Here is a 25041-nt window from a genome sequence, read left to right as displayed (position 1 = left end):
AACTTCCGAGAGGGGAGTCCGCGATGCCTCAGCCCGAGGGAGCCGAACTCGACGCCGTCCTCGCCCGCAGGGAGGAGCTGCGGCAGCGCTATCTGCGCCCGATGTCCGACCGGCCGCCGACCCCCGCACGGGGCATCCACCATGTGGCCTTCATCTGCCGTGACGTCGAGGAGACCATTCGCTTCTACCAGGACTTCCTGGGCTTCCCGCTGGTCGAGATCGTGGAGAATCGCGACTACCGCGGCTCGACCCATTTCTTCTTCGACATCGGCCACGGGAACCTGCTGGGCTTCTTCGATTTCCCCGGTCACGAACACCCGCCCATCACCGAGACGATCGGCGGGGTGCAGCACGTCGCGCTTTCGGTGGGGGCGGCGGAGTTCGACGCGGCTCGCAAGGCGCTGGACGAGTCGGGCACCGACTACCTGGGACCGGACCGGGGTGTCGAGGACAGCCTCTACATCCGCGACCCGAACGGCGTTCCGCTCGAGCTCTACCGTGAGCGGCTCGGCGTCTTCAACGGCGAGCGCATCCTCGGGCCGGCCACCGACGAGAACTGAGTCGGGCCGGGGCTGAGGCGGGCCGGGACGGAGGCGGGCCCCGGGTCGAGGTGGGCCGGACCGAGGCGCGCCCGGGCTGAGGGGGCCCGGACTTGAGGGGCCCGGCGCATCTCCGGCTCCGGCTGGGTCAGCCTTGCGCCCTTCCGGGGCTGAGCCCCGAGCGTCACTGCGCGGCCGACTCCTTCGCGACCGTCCGCGCCCAGCGGTAGTCCGCCTTACCGCTCGGCGAGCGCTGGATCTCCGGCGCGATCACCAGCTGCCGCGGGATCTTGTAGCCGGCCAGCCTGGTGCGGCAGTGCGACTGGATGTCGTCCAGCGTCGGCGTGAGCGCTCCCTCACGCACCTGCACCACCGCCGCCACATGGTTGCCCCACTTGCTGTCCGGCACACCGGCGACCAGCGCGTCGTACACATCCGGATGGGACTTGAGCGCCTGCTCGACCTCCTCCGGATACACCTTCTCGCCGCCGGTGTTGATGCACTGCGAGCCGCGGCCGAGGACGGTGACGATGCCCTCCTCGTCGACCGTCGCCATGTCGCCGAGCAGCACCCACCGCTCGTCCCTGCGCCGGAAGAAGGTCTCGGCCGTCTTCTCAGGGTCGTTGTAGTAGCCGAGGGGCACATGCCCGCGCTGCGCGATCCGGCCGGGCTCGCCCGCCTTCACCGGCTCGTACGTCACCGGGTCGACCACCTCCGTACGGGCGTTGACCCGCAGCCTGAAGCCCTTCTCCGGGCCGGAGTCGTCGGTCGCCGTACCGTTGAAACCGGACTCCGAGGAGCCGAAGTTGTTCAGCAGCAGCACATTCGGCACCAGCGCCGTGAACTGGGCGCGCACCGTCTCCGACATGATCGCGCCGGAGCTGGAGACGCTGAACATCGAGGAGCAGTCGGTCCCCTTCATCGGCCCGGACAGCGCGTCGATGAGCGGGCGCAGCATCGCGTCGCCGACCAGGGACACGCTGGTGACTTTCTCTTTCTCGATCGTACGGAGCACCTCTTCCGGCACGAACTTGCGGTGGATGACGATCCGCTGGCCGAAGTTGAACCCGATGAACGCGGTCAGCGTCGACGTGCCGTGCATAAGCGGGGGAGTGGGGAAGAAGGTGATGCCTTCGCCGCCAGCGGCCACGCGCTCGGCGAGCTCCTCGGGCGCGCCGACCGGCTCGCCGGTCGGCGCGCCGCCGCCGAGCCCGGAGAAGAACAGGTCCTCCTGCCGCCACATCACACCTTTGGGCATACCGGTAGTGCCACCGGTGTAGATGATGAACTGGTCGTCGGCGGAGCGCGCCTCGAAGCCCCGCTCCGGCGACGCGGCCGACTCCGCCTGCACGAAGGGGACGGCGGCAAGCTGCGGCGCGCCGTCCGGGGGCGTGCCCACTCGCACCAGATGGCGCAGCTTCTCGGTCTTCGGCAGCGCGGCCGCGACCCGCTCCGTGAATTCCGCGTCGAAGACGAGAGCCACGAGGTCCGCGTCGCGGTAGAGGTAGACCAGTTCCTCCTCCACGTAGCGGTAGTTGACGTTGACGGGCACGACGCGGGCCTTGAGGCAGCCGAGGACGGTCTGGAGGTACTCGATGCCGTTGTAGAGGTGCAGGCCGAGATGCTCGCCCGGGCGGATGCCGGCGTCGATGAGGTGGTGGGCGACGCGGTTGGCCGCGGCGTCCAGCTCCGCGTAGGTGAGGCGGCGCTCGGCGCCCGTGCCGGGATGGTCGACGTACACAAGCGCCTCGCGGTCGGGGACCACGTCGACGACCGATTCGAACAGGTCGGCAAGGTTGTACTCCACCGCTCCTCCTGACCCCGGCGAACTTCGGCTCGGCGGTCATTAGAGCGCCGCCGGGCACAAGTGGGAAGGGGTGACGGCCAAGAAATCTGACTGTCTGTCAGAAAACTATTGAATAGGGCTCCCGCCTACTGCAACCTGTTCTAGGTCTTGAGACGGGAGGACGGCAATGGGTGGGACCGAACACCTCACCGTGCAGCGCGAAGGCGCCACACTGGTACTCACTTTGAACAGGCCGGAGGCCAAGAACGCGCTCTCGCTGCCGATGCTGGTCGGCCTGTACGACGGCTGGACCGAGGCCGACGAGGACGATGCGATCCGCTCGGTCGTGCTGACCGGAGCGGGCGGCGGCTTCTGCGCCGGCATGGACCTCAAGGCCCTGGCGGGCAAGGGCATGGAGGGCGAGCAGTACCGGGACCGGCTGAAGGCCGACCCCGACCTGCACTGGAAGGCGATGCTGCGCCACCACCGGCCCCGCAAGCCGGTGATCGCCGCGGTCGAGGGGTACTGCGTGGCCGGCGGTACCGAGATCCTGCAGGGCACCGACATCCGGGTCGCGGGCGAGAGCGCCACGTTCGGCCTGTTCGAGGTCAGGCGCGGACTCTTTCCGATCGGCGGCTCGACGGTACGGCTGCAGCGCCAGATCCCGCGCACGCACGCCCTGGAGATGCTGCTGACCGGCCGGCCGTACAGCGCACAGGAGGCCGAACGGATCGGGCTCATCGGCCGTGTCGTGCCCGACGGAACCGCGCTGGAGCAGGCGCTCGCCATCGCCGAGCAGATCAACGCCTGCGGGCCGCTCGCCGTCGAGGCGGTGAAGGCGTCGGTGTACGAGACCGCGGAGCTGACCGAGAGGGAGGGGCTGGCGGCGGAGCTGAAACGGGGCTGGCCGGTTTTCGACACGGCTGACGCGAGGGAGGGGGCGAGGGCGTTCGCGGAGAAACGCGAGCCGGTGTACCGCCGAGCCTGAACTGTCCCCACCCCGCCCTCCCCCTACGGCCTGGCGGCCGTGGGAGGTACCCCCATCCCGTAACTGGGGCTCCGCCCCAAACCCCGCGCCTCAATCGCCGGCGGGGCTCCAATGGAGCCCCTGGGGGTCCCCCCGGACGAAGTCTGGGGGAGATTGAGGACACGCCCGAAGGGCGTACTGGGGGTCCCCCCACGCCCGCAGGGCGTAGGGGGCGGGTCTGGGGGCTTGCCCCCAGTTCGGGAAGGGGCGGGGTGGGGGCAAGCCCCGCGCAGCGGTACCCGCCCGCCCGTACCCACGCCTACCGCACAAGAAAGGACCCCCGCCCATGACAGCCGCCACCCCCGCCCCCCGCACCCTCCGCGCCCCCCTCGTCGTCGAGTTCCCCTTCACCCGCTCCCTCGGCCCCGTCCAGTCCGCCTTCCTCACCGGCCTGCGCGAGCGCACGGTCCTCGGCGTGAAGTGCAGTGACGGCACAGTGCTCGTTCCGCCCGTCGAGTACGACCCGGCCACCGCCGAGGAGATCCGCGACCTCGTCGAGGTCGGCGTCACCGGAACCGTCACCACCTGGGCCTGGAACCCCGCCCCGCGCCGTGATCAGCCACTCGCCACCCCCTTCGCATGGGTGCTGGTCAGGCTCGACGGGGCCGACACCTGCCTCCTGCACGTCCTCGACGCGCCGGGCCCCGACGCCGTACGCAGCGGCATGCGCGTGCGTATCCGCTGGGCCGAGGAGCGGACCGGCGCGATCACCGACATCGCCTGCTTCGAGCCGGACGACAGTGAGCCGACCGCCCACGTCACCGGCAACCTCACAGCCCACCTCGTCGCCCACAGCGGCGAGTTCGCCGACGCCGTGACCGCCATCGTCACCCCCGCCCGGCTGGACTACACCTACTCGCCCGGCCGCGCCCAGTCCGGCTACATCACTGCGCTCGCCGACCGCAGGACCGTGGGCGAGCGCTGCCCGTCCTGCCGCAAGGTGTACGTGCCTCCCCGTGGCGCCTGCCCCACCTGCGGCGTCGCCACCGACGAACAGGTCGAGGTCGGCCCGCGCGGCACCGTCACCACGTACTGCATCGTCAACATCAAGGCTGCGCATACGGCGAATCTCGACATCGAAGTGCCGTACGTCTATGCGCACATCGCCCTCGACGGCGCCGACCTCGCCCTGCACGCCCGCATCGGCGGCATCCCGTACGACCAGGTGCGGATGGGCCTGCGCGTCGAACCGGTCTGGGCGGAAGGCGGCCGTCACCCCGACCACTACCGGCCCACCGGCGAGCCCGACGCCGACTACGACACGTACAAGGAGCTGCTGTGACCCGAGACGTGGCGATCGTCGCCTTCGCGCAGAGCGACCACCTGCGGCGCACCGACGAGCTCTCCGAGGTCGAGATGCTGATGCCGGTCCTGCACGACGTACTGCGCCGGACCGGACTGCAGACCAGTGACATCGGCTTCACCTGCTCGGGATCCACCGACTATCTGGCCGGGCGTGCCTTCTCCTTCACCATGGCCCTCGACGGCGTCGGGGCCTGGCCGCCGATCTCCGAGTCCCATGTCGAGATGGACGGCGCCTGGGCGCTGTACGAGGCCTGGGTCAAGATCCTCACCGGCGAGGCCGACACCGCCCTCGTCTACGCCTACGGAAAGTCCTCGCCCGGAGAGCTGCGCGACGTGCTGACCCGGCAGCTCGACCCGTACTACGTGGCCCCGCTCTGGCCCGACTCCATCGCACTCGCCGCACTCCAGGCGCAGGCGCTGATCGACGCCGGAGCCACCGACGAACCCGCCCTCGCGCAGATCGCCGCCCGCAGCCGCACGGCAGCGTCGGACAACCCGCACGCTCAACTGACGGGCTCGGTTCCGGCGGGCGAGTACCTCGTCCAGCCGCTGCGGACCGGGGACTGCCCGCCGATCGGCGACGGCGCGGCCGCCGTGATCCTCGCGGCCGGCGACAGAGCGCGCGAACTGTGCGACCGCCCCGCCTGGATCCGCGGCATGGACCACCGCATCGAACCGCACAGCCTCGGAGTCCGCGACCTCACCGACTCGCCGTCCACCCGGCTCGCCGCCGAACGCGCCGGAGCCTTCGAACGGCCCGCCGACACCGCCGAGCTGCACGCACCCTTCAGCTCGCAGGAAGTCGTCCTGCGCACAGCCCTCAAGCTCGACGACAGGGTGAGCGTCAACCCGTCCGGCGGAGCGCTCGCCGCCAACCCGGTCATGGCTGCGGGCCTGATCCGCCTCGGCGAGGCCGCCGCCCGCATCCACCGCGGCAAGTCCGACCGGGCGCTCGCCCACGCCACCTCCGGCCCCTGCCTCCAGCAGAACCTGGTCGCCGTACTCGAGGGAGAGTCATGAGCAAGGCTGCGACATCCAAAGAGTGCGTGGCCGTCGTCGGCATCGGCCAGACCAAGCATGTCGCCGCCCGCCGGGACGTCTCCATCGCGGGACTGGTCCGTGAGGCCGCCCGGCACGCTCTTCAGGACGCGGACCTGACCTGGTCGGACATCGACGCCGTCGTCATCGGCAAGGCGCCGGACTTCTTCGAGGGCCTGATGATGCCGGAGCTCTATCTCGCCGACGCGCTGGGCGCCGTCGGCAAGCCGATGCTGCGCGTCCACACCGCCGGCTCGGTCGGCGGCTCCACCGCGCTCGTCGCCTCCAACCTGGTGGCGGCCCGCGTGCACAGCACCGTCCTCACCCTCGCGTTCGAGAAGCAGTCCGAGTCCAACGCCATGTGGGGCCTGTCGCTGCCGATCCCGTTCCAGCAGCCCCTCCTCGCGGGCGCGGGCGGCTTCTTCGCCCCGCACGTACGGGCGTACATGCGCCGCACCGGCGCGCCCGACACCGTCGGCTCCCTCGTCGCGTACAAGGACCGCCGTAACGCACTGAAGAATCCGTACGCCCATCTCCACGAGCACGACATCACGCTGGAGAAGGTCCAGTCGTCCCCGATGCTGTGGGACCCCATCCGCTACTCCGAGACCTGTCCCTCCTCCGACGGCGCGTGCGCGATGATCCTCACCGACCGCGCGGGCGCGGCCCGTGCGCCGCGGCCGCCCGCCTGGATGCACGGCGGCGCGATGCGGAGCGAGCCCACGATGTTCGCGGGCAAGGACTTCGTCTCGCCCCAGGCCGGCAAGGACTGCGCCGCCGACGTCTACCGGCAGGCCGGCATCGCCGATCCGCGCCGGGAGATCGACGCGGTGGAGATGTACGTCCCGTTCTCCTGGTACGAGCCGATGTGGCTGGAGAACCTGGGCTTCGCCGCCGAGGGGGAGGGCTGGAAGCTCACCGAGTCCGGCGTCACCGAACTCGACGGCGATCTGCCCGTCAACCCGTCGGGCGGCGTGCTGTCCACCAATCCCATCGGGGCCTCGGGCATGATCCGGTTCGCAGAGGCCGCCCTCCAGGTACGCGGGCTGGCGGGCGAACACCAGGTGGAAGGGGCTCGCAGGGCACTGGGTCACGCCTACGGCGGCGGGTCGCAGTTCTTCTCCATGTGGCTGGTCGGCGCCGAGCCGCCCACCACCTGACCGTCCGCCGTACGGCATATGGCGGCGGACAGGCCGCGGTCCTTCTTCCGTGGCCTGTCCGCAACCGGAGACGATCGCTAGTCTGAGCCCCGGAGCCGATGCGGGAGGAGCACGGACGTGACCGAGAGCACGACCACCAGGCAAAGGTTTTCGGGCTGGGACAAGCCGGAACTCGACCTCAGCAACGCCGACTGGCAGTCCAGCAGTCAGGGAACGGGAGACGTCCAGATCGCCTTCGTCGAGGGCTTCATCGCAATGCGCAACGGCGGACGGCCGGAGAGCCCGTCGCTGATCTTCACCCCGGCCGAGTGGCGCGCATTCGTCCTGAACGCCCGAGACGGGGAGTTCGACCTCACCTGACCGTCGAAGCGGCCTTCCGGGCCCGCGCGTCGGCGACGGCGTACGGCAGGCCGGGAAGCAGCAGCAGGAGGGTGCCCCACAGAGGGAGGTCGAGGAGCGGCTCGTCGCCCGCCAGCCGGTCGGTGATCACCAAGACCGGCAGGCCGACGACCAAGGCGACCAGCCACCCCTTGCGCCCGCCGAGGCTGCCGCGGCGCAGCTCCCAGACCACGGTGACGGCCGCGATCGCGGCGTAGAAGGCGACGCGGCTCGGCGGTATGGGCAGTACGGCGCTCCACCGCAGCAGGTGTCCGAGCAGCAGCGCCACGCCGAGGACGAAGGAGACCATCGCGGCCATCCGCGGCAGGCGGTACGACAGCGGTCTGCGCGCCCGTGCCCGGGACGCGGCGAAGGTCCGGATGTCGCCGCCGACGACGTCGCGGGGCGTGCGCGAGCTGCGCGGACAGCTCGTCGAGCATCTCCCGTACGGACGCGTCGTCGAGCCCTCGGTACTCCCAGTTGCTGCGGCAGACCGCCAGCACGTGTTCATTCGTCATGGTGTGTTTCCCCCGAGGTCCGGTGTGCGGCGTGCAGCACCACGGCGCATGCCAGTCGCGGGTGTCCCGTGTGCCGCAAGGCAGTTGGGGCATGACCGTGCCCGCTCATCCTCTCGCACTCGATCTTGCCCTCACCATTCGCCATGACCCGCCATGGCGGACAGAGCGCGTCGCGGCACCCGTTGAACACGCCGGGGCGATTTCCCGTATCACTCTGCGCACCCCCGCAAACGGGTGCGCAGCGTTCCCGCGAGATTCCGTTCCGAGACCGTGAGGATCAGCCATGAATGAGCCCGCAAGTCCTCCCCTCCAGGCCCTCCCGGACGGGGAGGCCGAACTCCGTCTGGTGCTCCGTCTGCAGTGGGAGGACATCGCCGCACTGGGGCAGGAGGCGGGTCGGCTGGCCGCCCAGATGCAGCGCCCGGTGACCCTCGACGAGGCCGCGAGCCATCGGCTGCGCACGCGGACCGCAGGCCATGCGAGGCCCGCACCCGACCGGACCCAGCAGGGTGTGCCCTCGTCCGTGTCGTCCCTGACCGCCCGCACTCCGGGTGAGCACGCCCGGCAGGCCATAGACAAGATCAACGGGTCGGTCGCCCCCGGACTCGGCACAACCCAGACAACGGCGTGACGAGCCGGAACGGGAACAACCGTTCCCGATAATCGATCCGGACAACCCCCTTTCACCGGACGGGCCCGCTCGCGGCCGAGCGGGCGTACTCTGAGGTGCCTCGAGGACGTCCGTCCGGCAGCCCTTTCACCATGCCGGGCGTACGCCCCGGCCGTGGGGGTGCACCATGACACGACGTGCCGGCAGAACCAGACGTCGTCTTTTCGAGCGCGAGGCGGAACTGGCCGCCGCCGACGAGGCGTTGAGCGAGCTCGTCGGCCTCCGGCCGGACGACGTCGAGCCACCCGAGCGTCCGCGCGGCGCCCTACTCGCCTTCGCGGGACACGCGGGCCTCGGCAAGACGACGTTGCTTGCCGAAGTGCGCCGGCGCGCGGCCGACAAGGGCTGCACCGTGCTCTCCGCGCGCGGCGGCGACCAGGAGCAACAGGTCGCCTTCCATGTGGCCCGGCAGCTGATCCAGCCCCAGCTCGCAGGCTCGTCCGACGCCGCGCTCCGGCTGCAGCTGGGGAGTTGGTACGCCATCGTCGGCCCCGCACTGGGCCTGTGCACCGCCGAGGCGGGCGCACCGCCCGACCCGCAGGGCCTGCGCGACGGCCTCGACTGGGTCCTCAGCCATCTTGCCGTCCAGCGTGCCCCGCTCGTCGTCGTCCTCGACGACGCCCACTGGGCCGACCCGGAGTCGCTGAGCTGGCTCGCCGCCTTCGCGCCCCGCGCCGAAGATCTCCCGATGCTGCTCGTGGTCGCCTACCGGCCCGAGGAACTCCCCGACCACGCACAGCAGTTCCGTGGGCTCCCCGGCCGGGCCGGACAGCGCCCCATCGACCTTGAACCCCTCACGGCACCGGCCGTCGGACGACTCGTACGCGAACAGCTCGGCGACGACGCCGACGAGGCGTTCTGCCGCGAATGCTGGACCGTCACCGCGGGCAACCCCTTCGAGGCCGTCGAGCTCACCGCCAAGGTCACCGACCGGGGACTCGAACCCAACGAGGCCGGCGCCCACCTCCTGCGCGACCTCGCCGCCGACGTCAAGGGCAGCGGACTCGTCGCCCGCCTCGAAGCCCTCGGCACTTCGACCGTCCGGCTCGCCTGGGCGGGCGCCGTACTCGGCACCGAGATCCCGCCCGCACTCGCCGCGAGCGTCGCGGGTCTCGGCAGCGAGGAGGCCGCCCGCGCCGCCGACCGACTGCGCGACGCCCGCATCCTCACCGGATCGGGCACCCTCGAATTCGTCCACCCGCTGATCGCCACCGCCGTGTACCGGGCCATCCCCGACGCCGTAAGGGTCGCCCTGCACGGCCAGGCCGCCTGGTGCGTCATCGACGCCGGACTCGGCTCCACGGCCGCCGCCCGCCACCTGATGGAGACCCATCCCGAGGGCGACCCGTGGGTCGTCCAGCAGCTGCGCCGGGCCGCGGGGGAGACGCTCCGCGCCGGAGCCCCCGACGCCGCCCGCCGCCACCTCGCCCGCGCCCTGCGCGAGCCGCCGCCCTTCGGGGACCGGGCCGCCGTCCTGTACGAACTGGGCTGCGCCTCCCTCCTCACCGAACCCGCCACCACCGTCAACCATCTGCGCGCCGCCCTCGAGGAACCCATCGCCGACCCGGCCCTGCGCCAGGGCATCGTCTACCGCCTGTCCCAGGTCCTCGCCCACTCCGACCGGCTCGGCGAAGCCTCCGACACCCTCGCCAGGGAAGCCCGCCTCACCAGCGATCCGCGCACCCGGCTGCGTATGCAGGCCGAGAAGTTCATGTGGGACGCCTTCCGCGCCGACGAGCCCGACTCGCCGGCCCGATCGCGGCGGCTGGCCCGGCTCGCCGACCGTCTCACCGGACGCGACCTCACCGAGCGGTACATCATCGGGCTGCGCGCCTGGGACGCGATGCTGCGCGCCGAACCCGCCGCCGTCGCCCTCGGCCACGCCGAGCGGGCACTGGAGGGCGGACTGAGCTGGGCGGTGGAGGACCGGGGTTTCGAAGTCCCCGTTCTGGTCGCCCTCACCTTTCTCTACGGTGACCGGCCGGGCCGTGCCGAGGAGCTGTTCGCCGCCGGGACCGCGGAGTTCGAGAGCCAGGGGTGGCGCGGCGCGCATCTCTCCTTCGCGTACACCCTCCTCGCCTACATCCGCTACCGGCGCGGACGGCTGGCGGAGGCCGAGGACTTCGTACGGGCCGGGCTGCGCCTGGCCGAACGGGTCGGGCCCCGTACACCCGTCGAGTGGTACGCGCTGGGCACCCTCGTCGAGGTCCTGCTCGCCCGCGGGCGCACGGATGAGGCGGTGCGGATCGCCGAGGATCACGACTTCGGCGAACCCTTCCCCGCGGCCGTGACCTTCCCCGACTCCCAGACCGTGTACGGCGAACTGCTGCTCGCCCGCGGCCGCCCCAAGGAAGCGGCCGTCGAACTGGCCGCCGTGGGCAGGCGGCTCGACCCACGCGGCATGTACAACCCCGCCTGGTGCCCCTGGCAGCTCCACCTCGCACTCGCCGAGGCGCACGACGCGCCGGACCGGGCCCGCGCGACCGCTCTCGAAGCGGTCCACCGTGCCCGCCGCTTCGGGGCGGCATCGGCGATCGGCCAGGCCCTGCGCGTGGCCGCCGAGGTGTCCGGCGGCACCGAACGCACGGCCTTCCTCGAAGAGGCCGTAGCCCATCTCGAGCGCTCTCCGGCCGCGTACGAACTCGCCCGCGCCCTCGTGGACCTCGGTACGCATCTGCGCCGCACCGGCCATCCGAAGGAGGCCGCCGACCATCTCTACCGCGGTCTGGAGGCCGCCGGGCAGTGCGGCGCCGACGGGCTGGCGGACATCGCCCGAGCCGAACTCGCGGCCGCCGGGCTGCGCCCGCGCCGACTGCGGGCCATCGAGACCGACGCCCTCACCGCCCGCGAACGCGCCGCGGCCGTGCTGACCGCCCAGGGGCGCGACAGGGCCGCCGTCGCTGCCGCTCTCCACCTCGACGAACAGGCCGTGACCAGGTTGCTCTCCGCCGTCTACCGAAAGGCGGGCACCGACGAGGCGGGCCTGCCGACGGCCATGGGTGAGGTCCTGGCCGAGGCCCACGGCGGCGGTCGTGGACGGTGACCGGCGACGTCCAGGAGGCTCCGTGCCCCGGCTCCGCCGGGCCCGCCCGGACACGTACCATGGCGGTATGTCGTTCCTCCGCCGCCGTAGCGCCGCCACCCCCGCGGGCCCGGACTTCGATGTCCTGGCCATGGACCCGGGCGACTGGCCCGGCAATCTCGGCGCCGGTCTGCTGCCCGCCCCGGACGGCACCTGCCAGGGCGTCTTCCTGCGGTACGACCTGTTCGGCGGCCGCGGCCCCGCGATGATCATCGGCAATCTGCCGGAGGGCTCGCCGGCCCGCGAGCTCGAAGACGGACAGATCCCCTTCGAGGTGGCCCAGCTGCTGCTGGCCCTGGAGAACGACGAGCCGGTCGAGGTCGTGGACGTCGAGGACACGCCGGTGATGCAGGGTGACAACCTGCTGATCGTGCGCCGCCTCAAGCTCTCAGAAAGCCGTATCTCCTGCGTGCAGTTCGACCGCAGCGACAACGTCCTGGTGACCATCGCCAGCTGGGACCGGCCGATCACCGACGATCTGTACGCGCTGCTCAAGCCGCTGCCCGCGGAGCTCTTCCAGCAGGGCTGACCCGCACGGCCCGCCGCGTCGTCCTCGCGAGGGGCCGCACCGGTCATCAACTCACTCTCCGGCAGGCGCTATGTGCTGACGGGGGAGGGCTGAGCGAACAGTTTCAGGATGCGGGCCGCCGAAGTGCCGAGCCCCGTGGGCCCGTTGAGCTGCGGCGGGGTCGCCGGGCCGCCGCGCAGATCCTCCTCCCGGTAGCGGCGGATGCCCTGGTGCCAGTTCAGGATTGCGGCGACCCAGTCCTCCAGCTCCCGCACATAGGTGTCGAGAGCGGCCCTGCCGTCCTTGTCGAGTCCGAATTCCTCATACAGCAAGGGGAGTTCGTGCTCCTTCACATGCAGGAACTGGCGTAGTCGCCCCCGCATCAGATCGTCGATGATCGTGACGGCGGTGGGGTAGTCGCAGTCGAAGAAGGACTGCACGACCAGTACGCCGTTGTGCAGCTCGCCCTCGAACTCGATCTCCTTCTGGTACGAGAAGAGGTCGTTCATCAGTGTGGCGTAGTCCATGGCGGAGTTCTCCAGACTGCGCACCGGTCCGCTCCGGTAGATCTCCGGCGGCAACCGGTCGGCGTGGACCAGCCTGGACAGACTCATGGTGAGTTCGGAACCGAAGGTCAGCCGCCGCATCTCGATGTAGTCGACCGGGTCGGGGATGCGGTGCTGCGCCTGATTGTGGAGTTCCCACAGCCAGCTCTCGATCATGACGTCGATCGCCCGGCGAAAGGCCTGCCGCGCCTCGGGAGTCAACGGTCCGGCGGTGCGCTCCCACAGGTCGGCGAGCCCCCGCTCCATAGGGGACACCGCGACGGCCGCCCCGGCAGCCGGTTCGTCCACCGGCATGCATGCCTTGAAGCGTTCGTTGCAGAGTCTCGCCCCTTCGAGATTGCGCGACCGCCCGAAGACGAGGGGGTAGTAGTCGTCGGCGTACGTCCCCCAGGTCAGCCACTCCGCGCTGAGCTCCAGCTCCTCGGGGGTGGCGTCCGGGTCGATCCCGGCCGAGCAGAGCGCGAAGTCGAAACCGGTCAGTGCCGCTTCGTCCCAGATGTCGTTCAGCAGCCCCATCCGGGCCGCCCACTCGACGGACTTCTTCCTGGCATCCTCGTGGTGAGGGCTGATCGACACGGGGAACGGCAGGTCGAACTCCGGCAGCAGGGAAGGCCCCACTTGCTGAGGCACATGGGTGAGGCTGCGCAGCCGTGCGGCGGCCGGGCGCCCCAAGAGCGTCCTGATGTCGAGAGCCGAGGTGCCGAGTACCCCGCCGAACGGCGACCGGCCGATGTCCACCCCCTCGTTCATATAGCGGCTGGAGCGCATGTGCCATTCATGGCCGCCGGACTGCCAGTCCTGAAGCCCCTTTGTGTACGCCGCGATTGCCGCACACTCCGCCGGGCCGAGACGCTTCTCGGCGCAGAGGGCGGGGACTTCGGTGAGCGCGGTGGTCTCGAACTGCTGGACCCGCGAGGTCAGCAGATCGTTGACGGCGTCGGCCGCCTCCTGGGTCGTACAGCCCAGGAAGGTCTCCAGCACCAGCACACCGTTGCTGAGCTCACCCTCTTCCTCGACCTCCCGCTGGTAGGAGAAGAGGTCGTTGCGCAGATGGACACCGTCGGAGAAGGCGTCGGTGAGCACCCGCAGCGGGCGCGAACCAGCCACGGACCGAGGGACCTCGGCTCCGGCCGCGTACTCCACCAGCCCCGCCGACCATGGCGCGCCGCCGACCTTGCGGCGCATCTCGATGTATTCGACGGGATTGGCGATACGCCCCTCGTTGATGTTGGACAGCTCCCAGAGTGACTCGTTCAGAAGATTCTTCGTGGCCTCGGCGAACCGCACCCGCCAGGCGTCGGACATGCTCGGCACGGTGCGCGCCCACAGATCGGCCAGTCCCGCCTCGACCGGATTGGTGGGCTCCGGCGTGCCCTCCGCCAGGTCCATCGGCATGAAGGCCGGCAGTCGGTCCAGATACGTCTTGCCGCCCTCGCGGTCCTGGGAGCGCTTGAAGATCTCCAGGAAGTGGTCGTCGAAGAAGAAGACCCACACATACCAGTCGGTGACAAGACCGAGGGCGTCGGCGTCGCAGTCGGGATGGGTATACGCGCACAGCAGGGCGTAGTCGTGTGCTTCGAGGTCGCTCTCCTCCCAGATGCCGGAGCCCTCCAGCATCCCCATCCGGCGTGCCCACTCCCTGGTGTGCCGCCGCGCCTGTTCGACGTGGGGATTGAGCCGCGCCGGATACGGGACGTAGAAGTCAGGCAGTACGAAGGGCTGTGCCATGTGCGCCAGGGCCTTTCGGTGAGCATCCGCGCTCGGCGCGGACGGGTCGTGGACGGGCCAGCCCTACCCGTCGCCCATACAGCCCACTCATTACGGCCCATTAGTCACACAAGCGGACAAGGGGAGCCGCGGTGCGCCACCGGACCCCACGAACGGGGGCGCACCGCGACTGCCCGGCTATTTCAGTACGCGCACGTCGGACGCCTTCACAAAGGCGACCCGGTGCCCGAACTGGATCTCGTAGTACGCCTCCTTGCCGCGCACCACCCGGTGTCCTGCCGTGTCGAACGTCGTCGCGTACAGGTACTCGCCCGGCGTCCGGTCGCCGACCACGTACTTCTGGCCGGCCAGCAGTTTGTACGGCAGTGGCGAGATCGTCTGCACCGGGACGCCGGCGGGGTACGCCGCGGCCTCCGGGTAGGCCCGCCCGTACACCGGGATCTCCGTTGCGCCGTCCTTCGCAGTGAGCACCAAGCCCCCGGCGCCCACCGCCGTCGGCTGCTTGCGCGGGTTGTGGAACCACGCCTTCTGCCCCAGGTACCAGATCGCCGTCCAGTCGCCCTCGCGCCCGGCGACCGCGTACTGCTGGCCGGTCGAGGCACGCGCACCGGTGTCGTTGACGCCTGTCGTGGAGTCCTCGCCGCCCGGACGCAGCCCGATGTCCTTGACCAGCGGGGCGTCCTCGGCGGGCGCGGTGTGCAGCCGGACGGCGGCAGAGCCGTGCGGCACGCATGCCTGACCGGGCTTCACGCAGCCCGTGTAGACCGGCCGGTTCCGACCGTAGTCGGGGCGGATCGTCACCACACCGCTGCGCGGGCCCGCGGTCGGTGTGAACGGCTTGCCGATCAGCTGGAAGTAGTGCGCCCAGTCCCAGTACGGACCGGGGTCGGTGTGCATCCCGCGGATCGTCGCGGCGGTCGTGCCCGGCACGTTGTCGTGCCCGAGGATGTGCCGACGGTCCAGCGGGATGTCGTACCGCTGCGCCAGATACCTCACCAGCCGGGCGGAGGTGCGGTACATCGCCTCCGTGTACCAGGCATCCGGCGAGGCCAGGAAGCCCTCGTGCTCCAGGCCCACCGACTTGGCGTTGACGTACCAGTTGCCGGCGTGCCAGGCCACGTCCTTGAGGGGAACGTGCTGGGCGATGTGCCCGTCCGAGGAGCGCAGGGTGTACTGCCACGACACATATGTCGGGTCCTGCACCAGCTTCAGAGTGGTGTCCCAGGAGCCCTCGGTGTCGTGGACGATGATGTACTTCACCGACTGGGACGCGGGACGGTTCGCCAGGTCGTGGTTGCCGTAGTCGCCATCGCCGAACTCCTCGTACGGCGCGGGGATCCACTCGCACGCCACCGTCCGCGGGCACTCCGTCTTCCCCGCATCGGCCGTCCGCAGCCCGAGCAGCGCCGCCTGCGCCGGGTCGGGGGCCACGGCCGGGTCACCCGCGAGCGCGACTCGCTGGCCGCTGTCCGTGATGCGCGATTCGCCCGTACGGATCACGTCGAAGACATCGTTGGCGTACGTCGTCGCGGTCGCCGTGTCGTCGGCCCCGGAGAAACGCGCCACCGCGCCGTACCAGTCGGCCGGGTCCTCGCTCAGCGGCCGACCGAGCCCCCGCTGGGCGCCGGCGAGCAGGGCGGCGCCGCCGTGCACGTTGGCGGCAGGGTTGTCGCGCAGCTGCTCGGTGGTGTAGCCGGACAGCTTTGCCGCCCGGTCCAGTGTCCGCAGCCGTTGAGGAAGCTCGGACGGTTCGGGCAGCGCGGCCTCGGCGGTGTTGCGCGCCGGACGCGAGTCGTCGCCGCGTGCGTCCTCGACGCCGTGCGAGTGGTGCGGCGCCTCGGCGAGTGCGGTCCTGGCGTCCGTGAGATGCATCGGACCGTAGCCGCCCGTGACGCTCGCCGCGCCCCCGTGCGCGTCCCAGCGCGACTGCAGATAGGACACGCCGAGCAGCACGCTCTGCGGTACTCCGTACCGGGCCGCGGCAGCGGCGAAGTCACGCTGCAGCGCGCCGGACGAGGGCTGTTCTGCGGTGGCCGACGGACCTGCAGAGACCAGTGGCAGCAGCAGAGCGGCCGACGCCACAGCGCCCCCTGCCCTCACCATGCGCCGACGGGCGCTTCTCGGTCGTACGGGGGCGGATGCTTGCAAGGCAGCCTCCAGGGACGGGTGGTGCGCGACGGGGTCTGCGGGGCCGGACACGAATACAGGGGTATCGGCTCCCGGACGATCCGTCAATCAGCGTCAGAGGCAGGAATTTCGCACGTCAGCACGGTGCGACGGAGTTTCTGAGTGAGGGGGCGCGGGCCTGCGGCGCGTCAGTGGCGTGGACCAATAACCGTATATGTAACGGATGTTGACGCCTGCCGAGGGCGTCTCGGCATCCGGTCGGGCGATGGACTCGGAGGAGTCCGCCACCGACCCGCCGACGCCGGGCGCCCGCCCCGGGCAGCCGGGCGGGCCCGACCGGGCCGACGCAGCACAGCGCGCTGCGCGCCCAGTGTGTCGGCACTGGGCGCGCAGCGCGCTTCCCCCTCTGTGGCAGCCGGTCAGCGAGTGCCGACCGCCGCACGCACGGCCCGCCGGGCCAGTGCGCAGTCGTCGTGCAGCCGCCTCAGCAGCAGCCGCTGTTCCTCACCGGCCGACAGACCGCCGGACGCAGCCGGGCTGCTCCCCGCAGGAGGCGCCTCCCGCATCGTCCGCTGCACAGCCGTCTCGTAGGTACGGATCTCCCGGGTCAGCACCATCATCAGATTCACCAGGAACGCGTCCCGCGCCGCCGTTCCCGCCTGCTGCGCCAGCTGGCTGATCTGCCGGCGCGCCACCGGCGCGTCCCCCAGTACCGCCCACAGCGTTGCCAGGTCATAGCCCGGCAGATACCAGCCCGCGTGCTCCCAGTCGACCAGCACTGGACCGGTCGGCGACAACAGGATGTTGGAGAGCAGCGCATCGCCGTGACAGAACTGCCCCATTCCCTGCCTGCCGCTCGCGTGCGCCAGACCGTGCAGCAGCTTCTGCAGATCCCCGAGGTCACGGTCGGTGAACAGACCCAGCTCGTGATAGCGCGAGATCCGCGACGGATAGTCCAGTGGCGCCTCGAACATTCCGGCCGGCGGCCGCCAGGAGTTGAGCCGGGCGATCGCGCCGAGGGCGGCCCGGACATCGGCACGAGGCGGAGCCTCGACCGGGTGCCGTGCAAGGGCCGCCGCCCGGCCCGGCATCCGCTCGATCACCAGCGTGCAGTTTTCGGGGTCCGCGGCGATCAGCCGTGGGACCCGCACCGGTGGGCGGTGCCGGACGAAGGCGCGATAGGCGATTATTTCGTGGCGGAACCGCTCGGCCCATGCGGGCGAGTGGTCCAGTAAGCACTTGGCGACGGCTGTCGTACGTCCTGTTGTGCCGACGAGCAGTACGGAGCGTCCGCTGCGGCGCAGCACCTGCACCGGATTGAACTCCGGACAGATGCGGTGCACCGACGCGACGGCCATGCGCAGCTGCGCGCCCTGAGGGCCGGACAAGTCGATTCTCCCGCTGAGGGGTTGGCCGGCCGTCCCCGCCTGCCGCCGAGCCCGACCGGCGTAAGTGGGGTCGAGATACGGTCCGGTGCCGGCCGGAGCGGCGGAGCGCTGCGGCCGGTGCGGAGCGGACACGGAGGACGATGCTGTGTACATGGGGGCGACAGATCCCTTCGTGTGCCGACAAGTTGCCTACGCGGCCCCGCCCCGGCAGCCGGTCAACACCCTGGGGAATGTGTCCGGCTGCCGGGCCGAGGTGGCGCGTTCCTACGTCACACCCGGCCGCGGGTGGCACACCATCTGGCGCACCCTGGCGAACCCTGGCGAATAGTCGCCACGCATCTGACAGGGGGTTACTGTCAACTCAGCCGAGATCCTGGGGGCTTGACGTGACCGGAGAACCCAACACCCGTCTCTGCGACCTGTTCGGCCTGGCCGGCTGGTCCAAGGGAGAACTCGCGAGACTCGTGAACCGGCAGGCGGCGGCCATGGGCCACCCACAGCTGGCGACCGACACCTCGCGGGTGCGGCGTTGGATCGACATGGGGGAGTCCCCCCGCGATCCCGTGCCACGAGTGCTGGCAGCTCTGTTCACCGAGCGACTCGGTCGTGTCGTGACCATCGAGGACCTCGGGTTCGTACGGACCGGGCGAGCGGGGAAGCGGCGGGACGTCCAGGGAGCAGGCAATCCTGACGGCCTTCCGTGGGCGCCCGAACGGACGGCGGCGGTCCTCACCGAATTCACGGGAATGGACCTCATGCTCAACCGACGCGGCTTGGTGGGCGCGGGCGCCGCGCTCGCCGCAGGCTCCGCACTCAGCAGCGCCATGCACGACTGGCTGCACACCGACCCCGCACTCGCCCACGACGCCCCCCGTATCGAAAGTCCCCTGCACGCCGACCCCGCTGGGTTCGACCGCTATGAGGCCGCCCCCATCGGGTCGCAGGAGATCGAGGCACTGGAGCGTTCCGTCGAAGTGTTCCGCGCCTGGGACGCCGCCCGCGGCGGCGGGCTCCAGCGCAAGGCCGTTGTGGGGCAGCTCAACGAGGTGGGCGGCATCCTCGCATACCGCCACCCCGACCATCTGCAGCGTCGCCTGTGGGGCGTCGCCGCCAACCTCGCCGTACTCGCCGGCTGGATGTCGCACGACGTCGGCCTCGAACCCACCGCCCAGAAGTACTTCGTCATCGCCGCCCACGCGGCACGCGAGGGCGGCGACCGCCCGCGCGCCGGCGAAGCCCTCTCCCGCGCCGCCCGGCAGATGGTCCACCTGGGCCGTCCCGACGACGCACTGGACCTGATGAAGCTCGCCAAGTCCGGCTCGGGTGAACAGACCCTGCCGCGCACGCAGGCGATGCTGTACACCATCGAGGCCTGGGCCCAGGCATCCATGGGCCGCGGCCAGGCCATGCGCCGCACCCTCGGCGAGGCCGAGGACCTGTTCGTCTCCGACAAGAGCGATGTGCCCCCGCCGAGTTGGATGCAGATGTTCGACGAGGCGGATCTGCACGGCATGGAGGCGCTGGCGTACCGTACCCTCGCCGAACACGACCCGGGGGCAGCCGCCACCGCACAGAACCACGCCAAACAGGCGCTGGAGCTGCGCGAGGGCGGCCGACAGCGCTCGAAGATCTTCGACTACATCTCACTGGCATCGGCGTGCTTCATCGCCGACGACCCCGAACAGGCCGACCGCTACGCCAGGCTGGCACTCGTCTCGATGGGGGAGACTTCCTCGCACCGGACGTGGGACAGGCTCCGTGAGATGTACCGGCTCACCGGGCACTACGCGGAGTACGCAAAGATCCAGGATCTGCGCGAGGAAATCCAGCTGGCCCTGCCCAACAGCCCCTCGAGGAGGTCGAGGAGCACCGAGATCTAGCCCGGGTTGCCCGGTTGCCGGGTTTCGCCATTCCGCCATTCCGGGGGTACGGGATTTCAGCGCCGCCCAGGCTTACGAGGGTCTACGAACGGATCCTCGCGACCATCACACAGGCGTCGTCCTCGCGGTCGTCCTCACCGCATTCCTCGACGACCGTCCGCACGCACTCCTGCGCGCTGCGGGCCTCGGCGAATCGCGGCGCCAGCCCGAGCAGTCGGTCCGTGTTGCCCACCTCGGCGGCGCTTGTCCGCGTCAGCCCGTCGGTGTGCAGGACAAGCAGATCGCCGGGGAGCAGTTGCAACTCGGCCTGCTCATAAGCGGCGCCGGAGGTCGCACCGAGCAGCACCCCGTCCGGCTGCGTCAGCGCACGCCCCGTCCCGTTGCGGAACAGCAGCGGGGCGGGGTGTCCCGCCTGCGCCCAGGTCAGAGTCCGGCTCGCCGGGTTGTAGCGACAGCACACCGCACTGCCGAGCGCGGGCTGCACGGAGGTCTCCAGCAGCTCATTGAGATGCGCCATGAGCTGTCCCGGCCTGATCCCGGCCACGGCCATCCCGCGCAACGCACCCAGCAGCATCGCCATCGCCGATGTCGCCGTCACTCCGTGCCCGGTGAGGTCTCCGACGCTCAGCAGCGAGTCGCCGTCGGGCAGTTGAAGCGCGTCGTACCAGTCGCCGCCGATCAGTGCGCTGTTCGTGGACGGCAGATAGTGCGCGGCGACATCCAGCACGGCGGGGCCGTCGAGCGGGAACTGCAAGGAGCCTCGCCACGGCGGAAGAACGGCTTCCTGTAACTCGACCGCGACCCGGCGCTCCGTCTCCGCGAAGTGCTGCCTGCGCTCCAGCGACACACGGCTCTCACGCACGGCCTGCTGGGTGCGGCGCAGCTCGCTGACGTCCCGCAGGACCGCCCACATGGAGGCGGTGGATCCGTCGGAGTCGAGCACCGGCTCGCCCATCATGTGGACAGTACGGATCCGGCCGTCGGCCCGCACCATACGGAACTCGCCGTCGATGGGACGCCCGTCGACCAGACAGTCCGTGACCAGGGTGGTGAGCAGCGCCTGGTCCTCCACGAACACGATGGAGGGCAGTTCGTCCAGGGACATGGGGCCGCTCTGCGCGGAGCGCCCGAGGATCTGGTAGAGCTCGTCGGACCAACTCACCTCGTCGGTGAGGAGATTCCACTCCGCGCTGCCGACCCGGCTGAGCAGCGATCCGGTGCTCTGGGCGCTGTCCGCCTCGTATGCCGCGAGCTCGTCCTCGAAGGCGCCGACGGTCTCTTCCGGCAGACCTTCCTTGAGCTGACCCAAGTGCGCGCCGAGATCGTCGAGATGATGGACCGCCAGGTCGCAGAGTGCTCGCTGCCATCGCCCCTGCGGGTCGTACTCGTCCGGCGCTGCGTCCCGGCGCACGGCGTCCACGTCGCCGCGCAGCCGACGCGTGCGGGTGATCAGCGCGTCGACGGTGCCGCGCTCGGGCGGCTGCGGGGCGGGACGGTCCGCGAACACATGGGACGGCATGTCGTACTCCGATACAGGCGCGGTCACAGCCAAGTCTCTACAAAGGACCAGTAATGACTGTTGCACAGGGAGCGACGGCCCGTAAGGGATTTGGCAACACTCGATACGGTGGTGCCGCTGGAATATGCCACAGGCCGTCATGGGGGCGCAGCGGCGGCGGTGCGGACCGTCGGGCCGTCTCCTTCCGTTCTGACGGGGGTGTGCGAGCCGCGGGAATCGTCGGCGGGGTCAGGCGCGGGCGAGCGACGCGGCGCCGAACGAGACGTCGAAACGGTCGCACCAGATGGTGACGCTGGTGTACCGGTTCAGGTCGACGCCGGCGGGCAGCGCGTAGTTCTGGTCGCCCTTGTTCCCCTTGAGCTTGCCCAGGCTGACGTACTTTCCGTCGTCGAAGACGCGCCAGCCCGCCGTCCCCTCCTTCACCGGGGCATCGGTGATCCATACGCGCAGATCGGGGCCGTTGCTCGTATCGAGGTTCTCCAGCCGGAGGGCGCGCGTCCCGTCCGCCAGCTGTAGGACCTTCACCGAGCCGCTCGTCCGGTGCTCATGGCTGATCAACTCGCCGGAAGCCAGCGTTGCCGCACCGGCTGCGGGCCCGGCCGCGTCCGGCGTCGCGGCCGCCGCGGGGAGCTCGTCCCTCACGGTCTCGTCCACCCAGAGCTTCCACGGCTGGAACCAGAACAGCCCCACGCCGGCCACCGCCAGCCCGACGACCATTGCCGCCACACCCCACGGCCTGCCCAGCCACTTCCGTACGCGCCCCACCGTCGTCTCCTGACGTCCACTTGCTGTGGACCGGGCCTGTCCCGGTCCTGCCTGGTCTCAATTCAACGGCAGGGCGAGCCGTTCGGCACCGTTCAGCCTGATGACCAAAGTCTTACGTCGCGCGGCCCTCGGTTCTGCGGTCACGGGCCTGACGGGCGGCAGGTCGCCCAGGGGCATAGGCTCCCGTCATGAACGACGAGGAGGAGCGGTCGGTCGATGCCGCCGTCGAGGGGGAATTGCGGCTCCTGGATCCCGCGGTGCGCGCCGTGCCCCACCTGGTCTCCGAGCTGCTGCACCCGGAGTTCTTCGAGTTCGGGGCGTCGGGCGCGCGCTACGACCGTACGACGATCCTGACCGCCATCGCCCCCTCTCGCGGTGAGCGGGTGACCGCCACCGGCGTCAGCGAGCTGACCGGGAAGCTGCTCGCTCCCGGCCTCGTCCAGGTGACATACGTGTCGGACGAGAGCGGTCGCCTGGCCCGGCGGAGCTCCCTGTGGCGCAGAACGGCGGAGGGCTGGCGGATGTACTTCCACCAGGGGACGCTGATCAGCAGGGAGCAGTAGCGCCGCGGAGCCGCATGCGCCGTCACGCTCTGGGGTACTGGCGCACGGTCTGAGCGCACGGTCCGGGCGGTGGCGCGGGTCCCGGCCGGCCCCTGGTCAGCCCGCAGTCCACCCGCTCTTGCTGCCTGTTCGTGGACGACGGCCGACAGGCAATACTCTCCACATGACTTCGCGTGTGACGGTCACCGGCGGCGGCCTGCGGGGGGAGGCCGTACGGATCAGACGAGCCACCGCCCGTGACGCGAAGCGGCTCACCGCGCTCGTGCGCAAGTCCCGCGCCTACGAGGGCCAGTACGCCTCGGTGATCGCCGGATACCGAGTGGGCCCCGACTACATCGAGACCCACCACGTCTTCGTGGCCGTGGGCGCGGACGAGAGGGTGCTCGGCTTCTACGCTCTGATCCTCTCCCCGCCGGAGCTGGACCTGATGTTCGTCGCCGACGCGGCCCAGGGACTCGGCATCGGCCGCCGCCTCGTCGAACATATGATCGATGAGGCGCGCGAGGCCGGACTCACCGCCGTGCGCATCGTCTCGCACCCGCCGGCCGAAGGCTTCTACCGCAGCGTGGGCGCGCAGCGGATCGGCACGCTGAGCGCCAATCCGCCCGCTGTGCTGTGGGACCGCCCTGAACTGGTCATCACGGTCCCGTAGCGCGGGAGCGGCCCGGCTCAGGCCCGCGCTGCGACAGGAGCACGGAACACGCGACCGGGTGCTGCCCAGCACCCGGTCAGGCAGTGCACGCATCGTGGACAGCTTCGTCACCCCGCACCCCTAGTGCCTTACGATCTCCGACGGACGGTCGCGCCGAGCTGACCGCCCGCAACGCACAATCATGGAGGTCAACCGTGTTCAGGACGGCCAGCGGACATCGCAGTCACCGCACCAGCATCCGGGCCCGCGCCACTGCCGGTGCCGTGGCGGCGGGGATGTTCCTTGCCGTGGGCTGTTCCTCCGGCGACGACGGACCGGGTGAGGCGGCGGGCGGCGTGCCCGTCGTGGCCAAGGGCAAGCTGACCACCTGCACGCACCTGCCCTACCCGCCGTTCCAGTTCGAGCAGAAGGGCAAGGTCGTCGGCTTCGACGTGGCCCTGATCGATCTGGTGGCGAAGAATCTCAAGGTCGAGCAGAAGATCCTGGACACGCCCTTCGAGAACTTCAAGACCGGCGCCTTCCTGAACTCCGGCGCGTGCGACCTCGCCGCCGCCGGCATGACGATCACGGACGAGCGCAAGAAGAACGTCGACTTCTCCGTCCCGTACTTCGACGCCACGCAGGCGCTGCTGGCGACGAAGAAGAGCGGCGTGACGTCCCTGGCGGACGTCAAGGCCAAGAAGAAGAAGCTCGGCGCGCAGGCGGAGACCACCGGCGAGAGCTACGCCAAGTCGCAGGGCTTCGACCCGGTCGCCTTCGAGAGCTCGGACGCGGTGCTCAACGGCCTGCGTACGGGCCAGGTCGACGCCGTCGTCATCGACTACCCGGTCGTCCAGGGCTGGCTCAAGGACAAGGCGAACGCCGCCGAGTTCACGCTCGGGCAGAACATCGAGACCGGTGAGCAGTACGGCTTCTCGGTGAAGAAGGACAACAAGAAGCTCCTCGCCGCGATCGACAAGGTGATCAAGGACGCGCGCGCGGACGGCACGTACAAGAAGCTGTACGAGCAGTGGATCGGCCCGCTGCCCCAGGGCAAGTCGTGACCTCTCGGCTTACCAGGCGCCAGCGGCGCCGCGTCTCGCAGGGCATCCAGTACGCCGTATTCGTCGCGGCGCTGATCGTGATCGGCTTCCTGGCCGACTGGGGACGGCTGCAGAACCAGTTCGCGCAGAAGGACCTCGCCAAGGAGCTCTTTCCGGCGATCATCACCACCGCCCTGCGCAACACGGTGATCTATACGCTCTCCGGGTTCATCTTCGGCCTGGTGCTCGGCCTGATCATCGCCTTGATGCGGCTGTCGTCCGTCGCCCCCTACCGGTGGGTCGCGAGCGTCTACATCGAGTTCTTCCGTGGTCTGCCCGCCCTGTTGATCTTCATCTTCGTGGGTGTGGCGGTGCCGCTGGCGTTCCCCGGCACGCAGATTCCCGGCGGTACGTACGGCAAGGTCGCCCTCGGTCTCGGACTGGTCGCCGCCGCCTACATGGCGGAGACGATCAGGGCGGGCATCCAGGCGGTGCCGAAGGGGCAGATGGAGGCGGCCCGGTCACTGGGCTTCTCGCACGCCAGGGCTATGGTGTCGGTGATCATCCCGCAGGCGTTCCGCATCGTGATCCCACCGCTGACCAACGAGCTCGTCCTGCTCTTCAAGGACTCCTCGCTGGTGCTGTTCCTCGGCGTCACCCTCGAGGAGCGGGAGCTGACCAAGTTCGGCAGGGACCTGGCCAGTCAGACCGCCAACTCCACCCCGATCCTGGTCGCCGGACTCTGCTACCTCCTCGTGACCGTGCCGCTGAGCTTCGTGGTGCGCCGCCTCGAGGCTCGCGCCGACAAGGCCAGGTGAGG

At 70.4% G+C, this 25041-nt stretch carries 21 protein-coding genes; 14 read left to right on the top strand and 7 right to left on the bottom strand.

Annotated elements, in window-relative coordinates:
• Positions 1-23 precede the first annotated feature (23 nt).
• The gene (locus ACFYWY_RS29990) at positions 24-560 is read left to right on the top strand and encodes a VOC family protein (RefSeq protein ID WP_389191801.1); all 537 of its coding nucleotides are present in this window, start codon (positions 24-26) and stop codon (positions 558-560) included.
• Positions 561-723: 163 nt separating this feature from the next.
• Here ACFYWY_RS29990 and ACFYWY_RS29985 read toward each other — a convergent pair whose 3' ends face one another.
• On the bottom strand, positions 724-2346 hold the full coding sequence (locus ACFYWY_RS29985; RefSeq protein ID WP_389191798.1) for an acyl-CoA synthetase: 1623 nt from the start codon (positions 2344-2346) through the stop codon (positions 724-726).
• Positions 2347-2512: 166 nt separating this feature from the next.
• Between ACFYWY_RS29985 and ACFYWY_RS29980 the strand changes: the two genes are divergently transcribed.
• From ACFYWY_RS29980 to ACFYWY_RS29960, 5 genes are all read left to right on the top strand, one after another.
• Positions 2513-3313, top strand: coding sequence for a crotonase/enoyl-CoA hydratase family protein (locus ACFYWY_RS29980; RefSeq protein ID WP_389191794.1), 801 nt, complete (start codon positions 2513-2515; stop codon positions 3311-3313).
• A gap of 325 nt (positions 3314-3638) precedes the next feature.
• Positions 3639-4634: a Zn-ribbon domain-containing OB-fold protein gene (locus ACFYWY_RS29975; RefSeq protein ID WP_389191791.1), complete on the top strand. Its 996-nt coding sequence runs from the start codon at positions 3639-3641 to the stop codon at positions 4632-4634.
• Entirely contained in the window at positions 4631-5677 is a 1047-nt protein-coding gene (locus ACFYWY_RS29970) for a thiolase domain-containing protein (protein WP_389191788.1), read from the top strand. The genes ACFYWY_RS29975 and ACFYWY_RS29970 overlap by 4 nt, the downstream gene beginning before the upstream one ends.
• Positions 5674-6855 (top strand): thiolase domain-containing protein, encoded by a 1182-nt coding sequence (locus ACFYWY_RS29965; RefSeq protein WP_389191785.1) that lies wholly within the window; start codon positions 5674-5676, stop codon positions 6853-6855. Before ACFYWY_RS29970 ends, ACFYWY_RS29965 begins: the two co-directional genes overlap by 4 nt.
• A 117-nt stretch (positions 6856-6972) precedes the next feature.
• A complete protein-coding gene (locus ACFYWY_RS29960; RefSeq protein ID WP_389191782.1) occupies positions 6973-7215 on the top strand; it encodes a DUF397 domain-containing protein in 243 nt (80 codons plus the stop codon).
• On the opposite strand, the gene ACFYWY_RS29955 is transcribed toward ACFYWY_RS29960, so the two are convergent.
• Positions 7208-7744, bottom strand: a complete 537-nt coding sequence (locus tag ACFYWY_RS29955; protein ID WP_389191779.1) for a hypothetical protein — start codon at positions 7742-7744, stop codon at positions 7208-7210. The genes ACFYWY_RS29960 and ACFYWY_RS29955 overlap by 8 nt on opposite strands.
• 290 nt (positions 7745-8034) lie before the next feature.
• Between ACFYWY_RS29955 and ACFYWY_RS29950 the strand changes: the two genes are divergently transcribed.
• From ACFYWY_RS29950 to ACFYWY_RS29940, 3 genes are all read left to right on the top strand, one after another.
• The gene (locus tag ACFYWY_RS29950; RefSeq protein WP_389191776.1) at positions 8035-8382 is read left to right on the top strand and encodes a hypothetical protein; all 348 of its coding nucleotides are present in this window, start codon (positions 8035-8037) and stop codon (positions 8380-8382) included.
• A 166-nt stretch (positions 8383-8548) separates the two neighbouring features.
• Entirely contained in the window at positions 8549-11464 is a 2916-nt protein-coding gene (locus ACFYWY_RS29945) for an ATP-binding protein (RefSeq protein ID WP_389191773.1), read from the top strand.
• Positions 11465-11531: 67 nt separating this feature from the next.
• Entirely contained in the window at positions 11532-12032 is a 501-nt protein-coding gene (locus ACFYWY_RS29940; RefSeq protein WP_389191770.1) for a hypothetical protein, read from the top strand.
• Between the two features lie 68 nt (positions 12033-12100).
• Here the strand turns inward: ACFYWY_RS29940 and ACFYWY_RS29935 are convergent, their stop codons facing one another.
• The 3 genes from ACFYWY_RS29935 to ACFYWY_RS29925 form a co-directional block, all read right to left on the bottom strand.
• On the bottom strand, positions 12101-14305 hold the full coding sequence (locus ACFYWY_RS29935; protein WP_389191767.1) for a germacradienol/geosmin synthase: 2205 nt from the start codon (positions 14303-14305) through the stop codon (positions 12101-12103).
• A gap of 177 nt (positions 14306-14482) precedes the next feature.
• Complete coding sequence (locus ACFYWY_RS29930) at positions 14483-16408, bottom strand: N-acetylmuramoyl-L-alanine amidase (protein ID WP_389191764.1); 1926 nt, start codon at positions 16406-16408, stop codon at positions 14483-14485.
• 443 nt (positions 16409-16851) lie between these two features.
• Positions 16852-17973 carry an aminoglycoside phosphotransferase family protein gene (locus ACFYWY_RS29925; protein ID WP_389191761.1) on the bottom strand — a complete coding sequence of 374 codons (1122 nt, stop codon included), beginning with the start codon at positions 17971-17973 and terminating at the stop codon, positions 16852-16854.
• Between the two features lie 233 nt (positions 17974-18206).
• Here ACFYWY_RS29925 and ACFYWY_RS29920 point away from each other — a divergent pair, with 233 nt between their 5' ends.
• Positions 18207-19700 (top strand): hypothetical protein, encoded by a 1494-nt coding sequence (locus tag ACFYWY_RS29920; RefSeq protein ID WP_389191758.1) that lies wholly within the window; start codon positions 18207-18209, stop codon positions 19698-19700.
• Between the two features lie 82 nt (positions 19701-19782).
• On the opposite strand, the gene ACFYWY_RS29915 is transcribed toward ACFYWY_RS29920, so the two are convergent.
• Entirely contained in the window at positions 19783-21219 is a 1437-nt protein-coding gene (locus tag ACFYWY_RS29915; protein WP_389191876.1) for a PP2C family protein-serine/threonine phosphatase, read from the bottom strand.
• A gap of 228 nt (positions 21220-21447) precedes the next feature.
• A complete protein-coding gene (locus tag ACFYWY_RS29910; RefSeq protein ID WP_389191755.1) occupies positions 21448-21984 on the bottom strand; it encodes a DM13 domain-containing protein in 537 nt (178 codons plus the stop codon).
• 188 nt (positions 21985-22172) lie between these two features.
• On the opposite strand from ACFYWY_RS29910, the gene ACFYWY_RS29905 reads away from it, so the two are divergent.
• The 4 genes from ACFYWY_RS29905 to ACFYWY_RS29890 all read left to right on the top strand — a co-directional run bounded on the left by ACFYWY_RS29905 (position 22173) and on the right by ACFYWY_RS29890 (position 25039).
• The gene (locus ACFYWY_RS29905) at positions 22173-22547 is read left to right on the top strand and encodes a DUF4440 domain-containing protein (protein ID WP_389191752.1); all 375 of its coding nucleotides are present in this window, start codon (positions 22173-22175) and stop codon (positions 22545-22547) included.
• A 163-nt stretch (positions 22548-22710) separates the two neighbouring features.
• Entirely contained in the window at positions 22711-23199 is a 489-nt protein-coding gene (locus ACFYWY_RS29900) for a GNAT family N-acetyltransferase (RefSeq protein ID WP_389191749.1), read from the top strand.
• Positions 23200-23474: 275 nt separating this feature from the next.
• Positions 23475-24242, top strand: a complete 768-nt coding sequence (locus ACFYWY_RS29895) for an ABC transporter substrate-binding protein (RefSeq protein ID WP_389191873.1) — start codon at positions 23475-23477, stop codon at positions 24240-24242.
• A complete protein-coding gene (locus ACFYWY_RS29890) occupies positions 24239-25039 on the top strand; it encodes an amino acid ABC transporter permease (RefSeq protein ID WP_389191746.1) in 801 nt (266 codons plus the stop codon). The genes ACFYWY_RS29895 and ACFYWY_RS29890 overlap by 4 nt, the downstream gene beginning before the upstream one ends.
• The last annotated feature ends 2 nt before the right edge of the window (positions 25040-25041 follow it).

The sequence above is a fragment of the Streptomyces sp. NPDC002870 genome, from assembly GCF_042888505.1.
Classification (GTDB): domain Bacteria; phylum Actinomycetota; class Actinomycetes; order Streptomycetales; family Streptomycetaceae; genus Streptomyces.
This window is presented reverse-complemented; position numbering and strand designations above follow the sequence as displayed.

Coding starts and splice junctions, on each gene's coding strand:
- ACFYWY_RS29990 (WP_389191801.1), top strand. CDS start 24: ATGCCTCAGCCCGAGGGAGCCGAACTCGACGCCGTCCTCGCCCGCAGG.
- ACFYWY_RS29980 (WP_389191794.1), top strand. CDS start 2,513: ATGGGTGGGACCGAACACCTCACCGTGCAGCGCGAAGGCGCCACACTG.
- ACFYWY_RS29975 (WP_389191791.1), top strand. CDS start 3,639: ATGACAGCCGCCACCCCCGCCCCCCGCACCCTCCGCGCCCCCCTCGTC.
- ACFYWY_RS29965 (WP_389191785.1), top strand. CDS start 5,674: ATGAGCAAGGCTGCGACATCCAAAGAGTGCGTGGCCGTCGTCGGCATC.
- ACFYWY_RS29955 (WP_389191779.1), bottom strand. CDS start 7,744: ATGAACACGTGCTGGCGGTCTGCCGCAGCAACTGGGAGTACCGAGGGC.
- ACFYWY_RS29950 (WP_389191776.1), top strand. CDS start 8,035: ATGAATGAGCCCGCAAGTCCTCCCCTCCAGGCCCTCCCGGACGGGGAG.
- ACFYWY_RS29945 (WP_389191773.1), top strand. CDS start 8,549: ATGACACGACGTGCCGGCAGAACCAGACGTCGTCTTTTCGAGCGCGAG.
- ACFYWY_RS29940 (WP_389191770.1), top strand. CDS start 11,532: ATGTCGTTCCTCCGCCGCCGTAGCGCCGCCACCCCCGCGGGCCCGGAC.
- ACFYWY_RS29935 (WP_389191767.1), bottom strand. CDS start 14,305: ATGGCACAGCCCTTCGTACTGCCTGACTTCTACGTCCCGTATCCGGCG.
- ACFYWY_RS29930 (WP_389191764.1), bottom strand. CDS start 16,408: ATGGTGAGGGCAGGGGGCGCTGTGGCGTCGGCCGCTCTGCTGCTGCCA.
- ACFYWY_RS29925 (WP_389191761.1), bottom strand. CDS start 17,973: ATGTACACAGCATCGTCCTCCGTGTCCGCTCCGCACCGGCCGCAGCGC.
- ACFYWY_RS29915 (WP_389191876.1), bottom strand. CDS start 21,219: ATGCCGTCCCATGTGTTCGCGGACCGTCCCGCCCCGCAGCCGCCCGAG.
- ACFYWY_RS29905 (WP_389191752.1), top strand. CDS start 22,173: ATGAACGACGAGGAGGAGCGGTCGGTCGATGCCGCCGTCGAGGGGGAA.
- ACFYWY_RS29900 (WP_389191749.1), top strand. CDS start 22,711: ATGACTTCGCGTGTGACGGTCACCGGCGGCGGCCTGCGGGGGGAGGCC.
- ACFYWY_RS29895 (WP_389191873.1), top strand. CDS start 23,475: ATGTTCCTTGCCGTGGGCTGTTCCTCCGGCGACGACGGACCGGGTGAG.